This is a genomic window from Photobacterium nomapromontoriensis (assembly GCF_050336815.1).
Lineage (GTDB): Bacteria > Pseudomonadota > Gammaproteobacteria > Enterobacterales > Vibrionaceae > Photobacterium > Photobacterium nomapromontoriensis.
In genome coordinates, this window is sequence record NZ_JAKJSL010000017.1 from 73,664 (window position 1) to 87,509 (window position 13,846).

General features: G+C 46.5%; 13 protein-coding genes. 1 reads left to right on the forward strand and 12 read right to left on the reverse strand.

Going from position 1 to position 13,846, the window contains the following annotated elements:
• Positions 1-351: 351 nt before the first annotated feature.
• The gene (gene uhpT, locus L4D12_RS03445) at positions 352-1,746 is read left to right on the forward strand and encodes a hexose-6-phosphate:phosphate antiporter UhpT (RefSeq protein WP_428446432.1); all 1,395 of its coding nucleotides are present in this window, start codon (positions 352-354) and stop codon (positions 1,744-1,746) included.
• Positions 1,747-1,945: 199 nt separating this feature from the next.
• Here uhpT and L4D12_RS03450 read toward each other — a convergent pair whose 3' ends face one another.
• The 12 genes from L4D12_RS03450 to cobI form a co-directional block, all read right to left on the reverse strand.
• Positions 1,946-2,251 carry a DUF6404 family protein gene (locus tag L4D12_RS03450; RefSeq protein ID WP_428446569.1) on the reverse strand — a complete coding sequence of 102 codons (306 nt, stop codon included), beginning with the start codon at positions 2,249-2,251 and terminating at the stop codon, positions 1,946-1,948.
• A 223-nt stretch (positions 2,252-2,474) separates the two neighbouring features.
• Positions 2,475-3,056 carry a histidine phosphatase family protein gene (locus tag L4D12_RS03455; RefSeq protein WP_428446433.1) on the reverse strand — a complete coding sequence of 194 codons (582 nt, stop codon included), beginning with the start codon at positions 3,054-3,056 and terminating at the stop codon, positions 2,475-2,477.
• Positions 3,050-4,372, reverse strand: a complete 1,323-nt coding sequence (locus L4D12_RS03460; RefSeq protein ID WP_428446434.1) for a cobyrinic acid a,c-diamide synthase CobB — start codon at positions 4,370-4,372, stop codon at positions 3,050-3,052. Before L4D12_RS03460 ends, L4D12_RS03455 begins: the two co-directional genes overlap by 7 nt.
• A gap of 14 nt (positions 4,373-4,386) precedes the next feature.
• Positions 4,387-5,409 carry a nicotinate-nucleotide--dimethylbenzimidazole phosphoribosyltransferase family protein gene (locus L4D12_RS03465; RefSeq protein WP_428446435.1) on the reverse strand — a complete coding sequence of 341 codons (1,023 nt, stop codon included), beginning with the start codon at positions 5,407-5,409 and terminating at the stop codon, positions 4,387-4,389.
• Positions 5,396-6,472, reverse strand: coding sequence for a threonine-phosphate decarboxylase CobD (gene cobD, locus L4D12_RS03470; protein WP_428446436.1), 1,077 nt, complete (start codon positions 6,470-6,472; stop codon positions 5,396-5,398). Before cobD ends, L4D12_RS03465 begins: the two co-directional genes overlap by 14 nt.
• Before the next feature lie 40 nt (positions 6,473-6,512).
• Positions 6,513-7,541 carry an adenosylcobinamide-phosphate synthase CbiB gene (gene cbiB / locus L4D12_RS03475; protein ID WP_428446437.1) on the reverse strand — a complete coding sequence of 343 codons (1,029 nt, stop codon included), beginning with the start codon at positions 7,539-7,541 and terminating at the stop codon, positions 6,513-6,515.
• A complete protein-coding gene (gene cobA / locus L4D12_RS03480) occupies positions 7,531-8,949 on the reverse strand; it encodes a uroporphyrinogen-III C-methyltransferase (protein ID WP_428446438.1) in 1,419 nt (472 codons plus the stop codon). The genes cbiB and cobA overlap by 11 nt, the downstream gene beginning before the upstream one ends.
• Positions 8,936-9,742 carry a precorrin-4 C(11)-methyltransferase gene (cobM, locus tag L4D12_RS03485; RefSeq protein ID WP_428446439.1) on the reverse strand — a complete coding sequence of 269 codons (807 nt, stop codon included), beginning with the start codon at positions 9,740-9,742 and terminating at the stop codon, positions 8,936-8,938. The genes cobA and cobM overlap by 14 nt, the downstream gene beginning before the upstream one ends.
• Before the next feature lie 4 nt (positions 9,743-9,746).
• Positions 9,747-10,580 (reverse strand): precorrin-3B C(17)-methyltransferase, encoded by an 834-nt coding sequence (cobJ, locus tag L4D12_RS03490; protein ID WP_428446440.1) that lies wholly within the window; start codon positions 10,578-10,580, stop codon positions 9,747-9,749.
• Entirely contained in the window at positions 10,573-11,430 is an 858-nt protein-coding gene (locus tag L4D12_RS03495) for a sirohydrochlorin cobaltochelatase (protein ID WP_428446441.1), read from the reverse strand. Before L4D12_RS03495 ends, cobJ begins: the two co-directional genes overlap by 8 nt.
• Complete coding sequence (locus L4D12_RS03500) at positions 11,427-13,064, reverse strand: cobalamin biosynthesis protein (RefSeq protein WP_428446442.1); 1,638 nt, start codon at positions 13,062-13,064, stop codon at positions 11,427-11,429. Before L4D12_RS03500 ends, L4D12_RS03495 begins: the two co-directional genes overlap by 4 nt.
• Positions 13,061-13,837 (reverse strand): precorrin-2 C(20)-methyltransferase, encoded by a 777-nt coding sequence (gene cobI, locus L4D12_RS03505; protein ID WP_428446443.1) that lies wholly within the window; start codon positions 13,835-13,837, stop codon positions 13,061-13,063. The genes L4D12_RS03500 and cobI overlap by 4 nt, the downstream gene beginning before the upstream one ends.
• Between the last annotated feature and the right edge of the window lie 9 nt (positions 13,838-13,846).

Below are 13,846 nucleotides of genomic sequence, written 5' to 3' on the forward strand. Positions count from 1 at the left end.
GATGAAAACAGTCCAGTTAAACAAAATTGGTCTCTAAAGCTTAACTCAATGATTCACGACAGCAGAAATATTACTGACTCACAATAAGATCAGCTCGATATGAAAAGTACAATAATTAAACATGCAGCATCAAATACGACCAATATGATCGCAAACCACACTAATATAAAGGTGTTTCCATCAAAAATGAAAACATAGTATTCAATAAAAAATATTACATTTGTGATCATATAGCTATTTATAAAAAAGCTATTTAAAACTAAGAATTTTTCCTAATACCATATTAATTATGTATGCATAATTATCACAACGATTTAATCATAACGTTGTATATTAAGAGATATTAGACATATGGAATTATCAATACTGAAAAGAGTACGAAAGCCTACTCTTAACATTTCACGTGCTGAAAGACAAAAATTATGGTTAACCCCATTTTTAAAATCATACTTAGTTATTTTTGTTTCTTATATGGTCATGTATTTAGTTCGTAAGAACTTTAATATTGCCCAAAATGATATGATTTCAGATTATGGTATGAGTTTAACTCAACTCGGTACTATTGGTCTTGGATTTTCTATTACCTATGGTGTTGGTAAAACCGCACTCAATTACTGGTCTGGTGGTAAAAACTCCAAGAATATCCTTCCTCTTGGTTTGCTTCTTTCTGGTTTTTGTATTCTGGGTATGGGACTCGTCATGGGACCTAGCGCAGGTCAATTCTATATTATGACAGCCTTGTACGCCGCCTCTGGTTTTTTCCAATCAGGTGGTGGTTCAAACTCTGTTGTAACGATTACGAACTGGACGCCTCGTAACCGACGTGGACTGGGTGTGGGCTTTTGGAATATCTCGCATAACGCGGGTGGTGCTTTAGCAGCCGCAGTTGCTATGTTTGGTGCCGATTATTTCTTTGGCGGTGATGTTCGAGGAATGTTCATATTTCCTGCAGTCATTGCTATCATAATTGGTTTCATTGGCTTTTTCATGGGTAATGATAGCCCTGAAGCATACGGTTTAGGTACTGTTGAAGATATTTTTGACGAACCTATCTCTGATGAAGATAATGCGGTTATAGAAGAGAAATTAACAAAGCTTCAAATCTTTAAAAAATATGTATTATTTAATAAAGTAATATGGATTTTATGCTTTGCTAATGTGTTCTTATATATTGTACGTAGTGGTATCGACCAATGGTCTACTGTTTATGCGCACCAAATTTTAGGCTTTACTAAAGATGTGGCGAACTCAGGCTTTACCATGTTCGAAATTGGCGCCTTAGTCGGTACTTGTCTATGGGGATTATTATCAGATTTATTTAATGGTCGCCGTGGCGCAGTCTCTTGCTTTGCTCTGCTTGGTATTGTCTTTACTCTTGGTTTCTACCAACACGCTAATACCATTTTCATGTATAAAGCATCACTGTTTGCACTGGGCTTTTTAGTCTTTGCACCTCAATTATTAATTGGTGTTGCTGCTATTGGTTTTGTGCCTAAACAAGGTCTAGCCGCAGCGGATGGTGTCAAAGGTACATTTGCCTATTTGATTGGTGATTCTTTCGCAAAAATTGGTCTAGGTTACATTGCTGAAGGTAATCCATTCTTTGGTCTTGAAGGCTGGGCTGGTACATTTGCAGCGATTGATTCTGCAGCGATTGCATGTTGTGTATTAATGGCGATAGTTGCAATATTCGAAGAAATTAAAATCAGAAAACTAGCAAAGCAAGCCGCTCCATTATCTTGCTAAGGCTATAAATAATAAGAAATCCCCATAATGATTTATGGGGATTTTCAATTTTAGGAACATACTATCTCTACTCTACATTACAACCGCTATCAGGCTGTAAATACCTCTGTAGAGGTTAAAGATATATTGTATTTAGAAAGATCACCGAAGTAATCTTTTACATTATTTTTTCCCGTGAGGAATACTACAGGTATGATAGTCAATCATTTAAGTCATGCTCAATTAACCATTCTGACCATGATGTTATTTTTAATTTCTTTGAGTAATACCATACTTCTAAACTTACCCATAAACCAGAGAGAAACCCAAACATTAACGATGCGTATAAATTATTAATATTTTGCTCTTGAAACTGCCATACAAACAACCACATAAATCCCCCCCAAGTAAGCGAACCTAAAATCAACTCAAAAATAAAAAGCTTCAACGGTGATTCAAACAAGCAAGGTTTTTTATTCAATTTAAGCAGATAGCACCATAGAAAAGGATAAGGTTTTACAACTATTTTGCTCGCGCCTTTTTAGCGTAAATAAACCTCTATAAATTCTTTCTTATTCATCATGAGTAATATTTTATTTGATAATGCGTAAGCTAATCACATTAGATTTACACAAAATGTGATCCACCAACAACACATTAAAATAACCTCATAAAAATAATTTTTCGCTAGCCATAACATTGTATTCAACAAACCCAGCTTTTGGGTATGCTAAGTGATTTGAGGGCGTTTAATTTCGAAGTGCATTGCCACTTTTTTTATACCAATGAATCACGGTCGGCTGACCATTCACGGCGATACCCTCCCCTTGTTGCCATGATGGGATCCCCGACACAATGTTCTTCAGTGCCCGCAACCATTCCCCATGGCTGATCACCAATACCGTTTTTCCTCGGTAAACATCCGGAATCGCGTCTAGCCACTGACGGATCCGATTCTCCAGCTGCGTGTCAGTCTCTGCACCAGGTATAGCGACAATGGGTGTCAGGTATCGCTGATGATAGGCCTGCCAATGACAATTCCCGTTCGAATGAGGAACTATCATTTGGCCATCCAAGTCGCCAAAACAACGCTCACGCAGTCGGCAATCAGTTACAATGTAACTTCCTGTCGTATTGGCCACAATACGAGCAGTCGCCTGAGCCCGACCTAAATCACTAGTATAAATGACGCTATTTTGCAGTAATGTTCTCGGCAAAGACATCAACTGACGCCGAGCTTGCGGTGTTAAGGAACTATCTCTCCACCCTTGCAGTTTTCCCGCCATATTCCATTGCGTCTGCCCATGACGTAATAATACCAACCTCAACATTGGTGTACTTCACCCTTGAAGATCTTCGCCACCAGCGCCGGATTAGAAGGAAAATACCAATGAATATAGGATGCAATTAGATTATTTTTGTACCAGACGGGATCCATCTTTCGTCCACGTTGAGATAATGGCTGAGTCAATACGGCTTCTTCTGAATGAGTCGTTGAATAGTGAAAAGTGTGGCCTCTGAGTGTTTCTCCACCTTGTTGAAACGAAAAATCGGCTTCGACCATGCCTAGCGCTGCAAGCTTGGGCTGCATAACAGATTCAGCATTGAGTACACCGCATAGCTCGGCGGTTATTCCATCATGAGTTGAGAGTGAACGGTTGAGGTACAGCATCCCGCCGCACTCGGCCAGACACGGTTTACCCTGCGCGACATGCTGCTGGATTTGGCTTATTAAGTGAGTATTTTCTGCCAATGACGAGAGTGATAATTCGGGATACCCGCCGGGTAAATACAATGCATCACACAACGGTAGCCGCTCACCACTCACCGGAGAGAAATACTGAACAACGGCTCCCATTGCATTTAAGAGATCGATATTGGCACGATAAATAAAGCTAAATGCACGGTCTCGGGCAATCGCAATTGTCATTCCTTTCAGCAAGGGAGACACCGTCTCAGAGCATGTCGAGGTGAATTCCACGGATTCAGGCAGTGCTACCTCTCCCGATTGTGCTATCAATTCTGCTGCTCTATCTAAACGTAGATCGAGATCATTTAACTCATCGGCCTGAACCAGTCCTAAATGACGTTCCGGTAAGGTCATTGAGGTATCTTTGGGCAACCAGCCACAAAATGCCAGCGCGTCAGGTAAACTTTCCCTTAGCATCTGTGCATGGGCTTCGGATCCCACGCGATTAGCAAAAACGCCAAACATCTCGATGTCGTCGCGATAATTAGCGAGTCCATAAGCTAATGCTCCGAACGTCTGAGCCATCGCACCCGCATCAATCACGGCCAGGACAGGGATCCCTAATTTAGCGGCTATATCCGCACTGGAGCAGTGACCATCAAACATCCCCATCACCCCCTCAATCAGGATTAAATCGGCATCTTTGGCGGCCTCAGCGATCAGTGCTTTACAATGCTGTTCACCACACATCCAAAAATCGAGCTGATAAACGGGTTGCTGAGAAGCAAACTCCAGAAAACGGGGATCAATAAAATCAGGGCCGGTTTTAAATACCCTGACTTTTTTGCCCTGAAGATAAAAATGCCTAGCGAGAGCGGCAACAACCGTGGTTTTTCCGCTTCCTGATGAAGGTGCTGACACCACAAGTGCTGGGCAATAAAGGGAATCTTGTTTCATTTCATTTCTACCTTTTACTCAAGCCAAGGCTTTACGGCGGCATCCAGACCACTCATTATTTGCGATTGTGACAGGCCTAATTGCTCAGCCATCACCAAACAACCACCCAAGCCACATCCTTCTACCACAAAACCTTGTTCGTACAGATGCAATGCTCGGTAGGCCGACTGATTAAAGTCAGTCACAGAAGAGTACACATCATATTGGCGAGGTAAATTAGCAAGTACCGTCTGAGCATTACGCCCTTCAAGTACCCAGCGCGTGGTGGCAATACGTAATTGATGTTTAATCTTATCCGGGGTGATAGCCAACAAAGGAACAGCAAACATCATTCCCCCCGCTAAATTGATATTCAATGTTGTAGGAAGTGGCGATGTCAGCAAGGCATGCAACGCTCGCTGCACTGGATCAGAGCCATAATCGCTATCAATAAATGACTGTACCTCGCGAGGGAAAGCCGCGGTACTCTCCATAAGCTGGGTCAGAATCTGTTCTTTCACCGCCAATTTTTCAGGATCATTGGTACTGCCCGCTAAACTCATGGTGCGATCAAGCCAATGTCTCAGCCATAAGGTTGCAAAAGTGGTTCCGCCAACGCCACATTCCGCAATAACATGCGCTTCATTATTATTGGCCTGACGTTCTAGCTCAGGCAGTAATTGCGTGCGTATAAGTTCACCTTCTTCTGCGGCTAAACAATGGTGACAAACGACATCATCAAGCAAACTACCACTAAAATCTGGCTGCTGCACCAAACCGAGCTGATAACAATGCAAGCGAATTTTATAGCCTTGATGCTGTAGTGCGCGTAATACGCCATGTACTAAAATTGCCGGCGTCACCGACTGGGAGCTCACCACGGGTGACGGACTATACAATCCGTTCAATGATGTATTTGCTCGACCGCAGGCAATCAGTTCCGTATCTCGGGTTGGGGTTAACTGCATCGAGTTTTTCCCCGCTCCCGCATCACTGATCTGGTGCAGTTCTGGTAAAGGAGCCACCGCATTGAAAATAATGATGTTAATCCAGCGCATTGATGAACCCTTGTACATCCACCATTTCTGGCAATGTTGCTGTCGACAAAACCTGCTCCAGTCGTTGCCAGCCCGATTCACTGGCTGGTATGCCAAAACGTAACGCGTTTTGCTCATCACACAAGCGAGTTAAAATCGCCTGCTGACATAACCAGTGATGGATCCGTGGTGCATCGTCCAACAACACCGTCTGAAACAACGCCGTCCCTGTGGTATTACAACAGAAAGACTGCTCCAACAACGCTTTCAATCGTATGCCGTCAGCAATCAACTGTTCGCGCATAGATGTTTGCCAACAACGATCCTGTAACGCTTCAGTAGTAATAAATCGGCTAGGCCCGGGAATCGTCCATGGTCCCAACAGCGATGCCATGGCATCAAGCAACGGGGGGGATGCGAACACAAATCCGACGCGTGCACCGGCAAGACCAAAAAATTTACCGACTGAACGCAGTACGATCACATTGGCAGGTAATACCTGCTGACTCAGCAGTGATTGCTCAGGATGGCAATCGGCAAAGGCCTCATCAACGATCAGTACCCCCCCCTTCAGGCCTCCCTGACGGTGTTGTAATGTTTCTTGCCACTGGTTTAATACCTCAAGAGGTATTTGCTTACCTGTTGGGTTATTGGGATTAATCACCACAACAACATCTGCACGCGCTAAGAGAGAGGTACTTGGCGTCCCCTCATAGCATTCAACGGCCCATTGTCGGTTATCCGTATCTCGATAGTACTGCCAGGCATGTTGATGTTCTTTGTAACCCACTGACGGCAGGGCAACGATACCCAATCGACCACGCTGTTGTGCAACAACCTCAGGTAACGCCATGATGGCAGCCTGAGATCCCGCGACAGCAAGTAAGTTATTGCAGCCATAATAATCAGCGGCTGCCGCCTCCAAGCCATCATCCAACTCAGGTAGACGATTCCAAGCCTCAGCAGGGATCGGCGATCCTGGGTAGGAAAAAGGGCTGACTCCCGTTGACAGATCCAACCACTGCGCAACAGGGATCTGATACTGCCGAGCAAAGCTCAAAAGTTTTCCACCGTGATTCAACATTTATCTATCCCTCGACTATTCACACTCTGCTTCAGAGCAACTACATAATCCCAATCAAAAAGATAACCAGAACCCAATACACGACACCACGACTCACCAACTGATTAGCCAACGGTATAACAGGGTGTTCGGCCAATGATCCCGATCCCATATAAATCTTGTTATGCCGTTTGCCATGATAAACCGCTGGTCCGCCGATACGGGTATTCAATGCCCCTGCCCCAGCAGACATAACTACTCCACCATTGGGGCTGGCACACTGCGGTGCCTGCTCTTTCCAACACTGCATGGCTTGCTGGAAATTTCCCTGAATGGCATAGGTAAAGGCTGTCAGACGTGCAGGAATCCATCCCAGTAGATCATCTAATTTAGCGGCGGCAAAACCGAATGCATGGTAACGTTCGGTTTTGTATCCCCACATTGCATCAAGGGTATTGGCTAAACGAAATATCAATGCACCGGGCGCTCCCGCAACAGCAAACCAGAACAAGGCGCCGAAAACCGCATCATTACCATTTTCCAATACCGATTCAACGGCTGCAGAGGTAATCTCCCGCTCATCCATTGTTGCCGTTTCTCGGCTAACAATTAGCCCGACTTTTTCACGTGCCAAGGTTAAATCACCCTGCTGCAACGGGTGATATATTTGCTCTGCGTGAAAGACTAAGCTGTTGCCTCCAATCGTAAAATACAAGATCACAACATTAGCAACAAACCACAGCCAAAAAGCTACATCTGATAGGTATATCAACAGCAAGCCGCATAGAACAGCTAACGGCAATACAGCAATAACCCATGCCATCGCGCCCGCTATTTTGGTTAACATCCGCGGTGGCTGAATATCAGATTTATCCTCGTTGACTCCCGCGTAGTTTGATAGTGAGAGAACGGCTGACAATCCACGTCGGCATATTTTCTCTACCCAATTCACCCAGCGGCCAAAGCCCACCAACGGGTGAAAACGTTGAGGCTCACCGAGAAAATGATCCATCACCAAGGCACACATCGCCGCAGCACCGACCCCAACATAGCCCGTAGTCAACGGTAAGATGGACTCACTAAGCGACATTGTTTACCTCATGGGACAGACAAAAGGCAGCTTCAAATATCTGGCGATCTTGCTGGTGATAACCATGCTGTTCAGCCCACTCCTGGGCGATATCATTCAGCGCAACAATCGTGGCTTGCTTTAAGCCTTCATACTGACTGATCAGATAGTCAGCTTGTGCTGTATCATCGACTAATAGCCATTGAATATCAGGTAACGGGAACCGCAATGGTTGCATACGACGTACACCTATAGCGTACTGTGCCGCTGAATTTGACGCGGTTCGAACTACCTCCCTCTCAGAAGCTAATTTTACAATATTGCCGTTGTGTTCAGTCAGTTCTGAATCAACGATGACTGACAGTTTAGGCGTGTTTTTAGGGACATCTGCAACAATGATCCCACGTTCTTTCAGCGCCAAAGTCACCGCAGTATGGCTCGCGCCAATAGGCATCATAAAACGGCGTAAATCCCACTGACATGCGATCAAACCTTGCCACCACAATTTCACCGCTGCCACATCAGTAAATTGTAATGCTGGTAATTGACTCAATGTTGTAAGTAAGTCTGTAGATGCCCAGCTTTCCAACCGCGCTTCTGGAGCCTGATAGACTTCAACGCCAACCTCTTTCAACTGACGATCACTCGTATACTGACCACACACCAGAGCACGTTGACCCACTAGTGGCAATCGATGTCGCCAGCCCAGTGTTTCTGCCTGTAACACCACATCACCCATGATCACGAGCGCAGGGTCATGATTGTCCAATGCCATGACCTTCTCGCCGATGGTCGCTAGCGTTCCAGTGGTCACAGTATGATTTGCACAGGTCGCAGAAGAAATATGAGCCACAGGAGTGGTATAACAACGCCCTTGCTCGATCAATTTACTGGCATGTTGCGCCAGTTTTTTTGCCCCCATATACAGCACAAGCGTACCGCTTGACTGACCTAGAGCCGCCCACGACGACAAGGTTTTAGAGCTTTGATGACCGCTAACAAATGTGACGTCAGAGGCAACACCCGCACTGGTCAGTGGAAAGCCAGAATAAGCAGCAGCACCTAACGCTGCGGTAATTCCCGGAATAATTTCATATTCAATGCCCAGCTCTCTCAAGTTGGTACACTCTTCGGTCGTACGACCAAAAATACAGGGATCGCCCGCCTTTAAGCGCAATACCTGCTTACCTTGCAACGCAAAGTCAATCACATCAGGGTGCATACCATAGTCGATATGGCAGTTTTTATACCCACGATACCCCACTTCATAAAGCTGGACGTGCTCTGGCACACAAGCAAGGATGGCGGGGCTCACTAACTTGTCATAGCACACCACATCACAACACTGCATCAATTCATAAGCACGACGTGTCAATAAATCCGGGTCACCCGGTCCTGCGCCAACTAAAAAAACCTTACCCGCGCTCATGGCAAGTCTCCTCGTTAGTCATTACTGTTTCATCAACGATTCGTGCCTGACGGCAAGCATGTGAAAAAGTTGGGTCATAAAGCTTTGAATCGACAAAGTCATCAATGGCAAACACTTTACTAATGATGATCATCGCCGTTGAACGGATCTTCGCCTCATGCATTTTATCGGCGATATCCGCTAACGTGCCACGGATAATGCGTTGCTCAGGGTGCGACGCTTTTTCTACCACCACCACTGGCCACGTCGGTGGATATACATCTTCAAGCTCGCGTACCACTTTACGGATCAAAGTGGCGCTCAAAAACAGACACAACGTTGCCTCATGAGCGGCTAATGATTTCAGGTTTTCTTTCTCTGGCACAGGTGTACGCCCTGACGCGCGACTGAGTATGATGGTCTGACATTGCTCGGGCAGTGTCAGCTCCTGACTTAATGCTGCCGCAGCCGCCTGAAACGAGGACACGCCCGGTACTACCTGCCAATCAAGCCCTAGTGCTTTCAATCGACGAGTCTGTTCCGCTAAAGACGAATAGATGGATAGATCGCCCGTTTGCACCCGAGCGACATCATGACCCTGCTGCGCGGCGTCGAGATAGACCTGAGTGATCGCATCCAGATCCATATCGGCAGAATTTAACACCAGTGCATCGGGACGAGCTCGGTCAATGACCGCTTTCGGCACTAAGCTGCCGGTGTACAAAACAACAGGGCATGATTCAACCAACTTCGCCCCTTTTACCGTAATCAAATCAGGGTCGCCCGGACCCGCACCAATAAAATAAACAGTCATTACATTATTCCATTAAAGTTTTATCAGAGGCGTCAACGGCGAGAGAATGGCCGCGCTTTTGCCCCGGTAGCGTCACACCATCATCAAATTGGTACTTATTCCGATAGCCTCGGGGGGTGACGATGAGATCGTGATATTGAAAACTGCTGCTATTGCCCACAATAACCGCTGCATTCATGCCAAATTCTAATGCGGTAAATTGCGCCAGTGTCGTTAAGCTGACATGTTGCTCATCGCGATACGCCGCATTCACCACCGCAACAGGGGTATGCGGATCGCGGTATTGCAGCAAGATCTTCTGGGCATTTTCGATATGGCTTTTACGCTTTCTTGAACGCGGGTTATAAAATGTAATCGCGAAATCAGCATCTGCTGCCGCATGTATGCGCTTTTCAATGACAGACCATGGTGTCAATAAATCAGACAGCGAAATCGTACAGCTGTCATGACCTAAAGGCGCGCCGACCAAGGAGGCACAAGCATTGGCCGCCGTGATCCCAGGAACAATCTCGACTTGAATCCCGGATTCAGGATCCCACTGCTGATCGGCCAGTAACTCATACACGAGGGGAGCCATGGCATACATTCCGGCATCGCCAGAACAGACCAAAACAACGTCTCGACCAAGGGTTGCCTGCTCAATCGCCGCGACAACACGTTCCCACTCGCGTGTCATGCCGTTTTGGATCACCTCTTGCTGATCAATAAGTTCGGCAATTAAATCCACATAGGCTCGATAACCCGCCACAACATCAGCATTGACAATCGCCTCTCTGGCACGCAAGGACATCAAGTCCAAACTGCCAGGACCCAATCCTACAAGCGTTAATTTAGCCACAAGTCACCTCTGATGCAGATGCCTGCAGTCGTGTTAACCCTTCGGCAATTTGCTGGTCAATAACCGCCTGAAGTTCCGGTAAGTCGAGCAGACAAAATTTATCGCCATACACTGGTTCAGCAACAGACACATCAAACACCTCATCAAATCGCTCTTTGATTTGAGCCAGATCGTTGACAAAGTGATTACCCGAAACCAGTAACAGCGGTATTAGCCGCAGTGTAGGCCGTGCGTTTTCATCTAAAGGAGAACACGCCAGCATGTTCTGCTGTAGCGAATTTGCCACAAGATGGAATGGCCATGCCCCTTCTAGCGAACAAGAAAAATGCCGCTCAGACAAGCGAGCCAGCAAGCTATCGCAATAATGAATAGCTTGGTGACCGGGGTTATCCAACAATGGTGCGCCATGATGAACGAACAAGTTGACATCACTACCATCGCTAAAGCGCTGATCTAAGGCCGCCATGATATTACTGGCATGGCGGGTATGATGAAGAATGGCGGGGGTATGCTCAATGCTAGCCAATGAAAACTGACGAAAACCCTTTACCATGTTACATAATTGAAGATGTTCGTCGGTCGGAAATAAATAACAAGAGACGACAAGAATGCGCTGGAAACCGGCCATATCCAGATCGGCCATCACCTGAGGTAAGTTTTGATAACACTCGCCCTGCTTGGCTAATTTCTTCACCACCATCTTTGAACTGAGGGCCAGTTTGACTTCACAATTTGGGTATTGGCTGGCAATACGCTGCTGCAAGCTCAGATAACGCGCCTGCTCAACGACCGAACCAAAGCAACTCAACACAATCGCAGTGCCTTCGGTATGGTGTCGTAATCGTTTCATGATTGTTGTATTCCTTTTAATTCATCATGTTTCTTGTCGGTTGAGTCCCCTTGCTGGCCATCTATGTCAGCAAAATATGCTGATGGCAGCACCGAGCGAAGGGGTTGCCGCAACGCTAAAGCATTAAATAGCATGTGCCATTGAGTGCGAGATAAGTCTTCAATATGACGTAACCAGATAGCGTTATTCACTGGAAGCTCATTCACGTCGAGGCGTTCATAAATAACCATCGTGGCACGGTTACGGCAAGCTCCGGCACACATTGTCCGGCTGATTTTGATTCGTTCATCACCGCTTGCCAGCCCCATTTCTTTTAATACTGTGCGTAGATCATGGGTCAGGTTTTTGCTGCCTTCTTTGCTACAACGCGCACCTTCACACAGCAATATATGATGACGGTAATGCAACATCGGACGATTCAAATCAACGTGCCTAGGCTTACATTGATACCCTTTCACCACCTCACTGCCATGTGCATTAATCTGTATTGAGCCCGCAATTGAGTCAGCTAACCAGTTCTTCCAACTATGTTTGGCCAGCCCTTCTTCATTATTGATTCGACAACAAGCCAGCGTCATATTGAATCCGGCCTGTTTGAATTTCCATTTGGGCGCAATTAACTTATCGGTGCCGCTTTGCTTTAATGCCGCCGCTTCTGCGACCGATGAAACACCGGTGATTTTTTCAACATAAGCGGATGGATTTTCGATACCAGTGACAACGCGCAGTTGATCCGCTGAATAGGTAATAAACGGTAATTGATGCTGTAGGGAATAGGCTATCAAACCGCACTCATCGGCTTTAAGATCAATGCTGGCCATGGCCGCGACGCTGTCTGCAGCCAGATTATTTTCAGCGAGAAAAGCGGAGATCCCGGCCTGAATAACCGCTTGCGGGGTATTACGATCGCATCCAATACCCAACACCAATGACTTTGGTCGCCATAACACCGCTTTGTGTTGCCAAGCGGCATAACCGTCAGGCTCTGCTTGGTCCGTGATCAAAACGAGACCCTGCCACTGATCGATATCCAGATCAGGAAGCTGATGATGACACCATATCGATTTAGGCATAGTCCGTTTATACGGCCACCAGTTTCGTTCACCCGCTTGCTGGACAACCACCACTGACTGCTCATTAACAACCGCAGCCGAGACCGCCGTAATAGCCTGTTCGCAAGCCGAATCCAATGACCAGCCAAACGGTGCTCCCAACATGTCAACCGACAGAGTATTAGCCGCGTCAGAGGCGGTAGTCACGACGGATTGCGCTTTTAAGATCTGAGCAATGCGCTGCGCCTGTGCATTGGCACCACCGCGGTGACCTGATAGCAACGGAATAGCAAACTGACCTTGATCATCAACGCAAATAACCGCTGGATCGCAACGTTTGTCGTTCAGTAATGGGGCAATCGTGCGCGTTACAATACCTGCAGCAAAAATACAGACATGACAGTCATATTGAGTAAATTTATCAGCCACAAATGTGACTAACGGCAAATTCAATAACGCTGCAGAATGACAGTGCTCTTGACCCACCTCGGTCACAAACACATCGGCAAACGGTAATTCACGCTGTAACCGCTGCGCCTGTTTTGCGCCATTGACGGTAATCGCATAAATGGCGATTTTCATGCAGCACCTGCATCAATCACATTGCCGCGCAACACGCCACGTCGCTTTCGGATCGAGAGCTGGACCATTGAAAAATAGCGATGCCCTTCCGGCACGTCACGCAGATCGCGGTATATTTCTTGCTGGTCCGTCGTGGCATGCGAGACATAGGTCGCGCACTCTAAAAGATCCATCTTCTCTAACATGGCGGTAAGTGCCGGGATCACCCGCCCAGCCTTGATCAACATAATGGTGTCAAATTCTTCAATCAAACGTGGAAGACACTCCATGCCATAGGTCGCAGGCACAACACAAAAACGCTCCTGACCATCAGCAAGCGGTATTTTTGTCTGCGACGGAATCGCGGTGATCGAGGTAATGCCCGGAATAATTTCAGGTTCCAGCTGTGGCATAATTTCCCGCAGCTCTTCTTGTACATACGCCCAGGTACTGAACACTGATGGATCGCCTTCTGTCACAAAAACAACGCGCTTACCGTCAGCAACAAATTGAGCTATTTGCATCGCGGCCTGACGCCATGCTGGTACATTAAGCGACGCATCGCGGGTCATAGGAAAATGCAAGAAACACATCTCCGCACTCAGCGATTCCTCTGGTACTGCTCCTGTCACTATCTGCCAGGCAAACGAATCTGCCTGTCCTTTATTTTTTTCAGGTATCGCAATAACATCCGCTTCTTGCAATAAACGTACTGCCTTCAGTGTCAATAATTCACTGTCGCCTGTACCCACACCAACCGCAAATAACTGCCCGGTGGCTTGATGACTATTCATTACTATTTC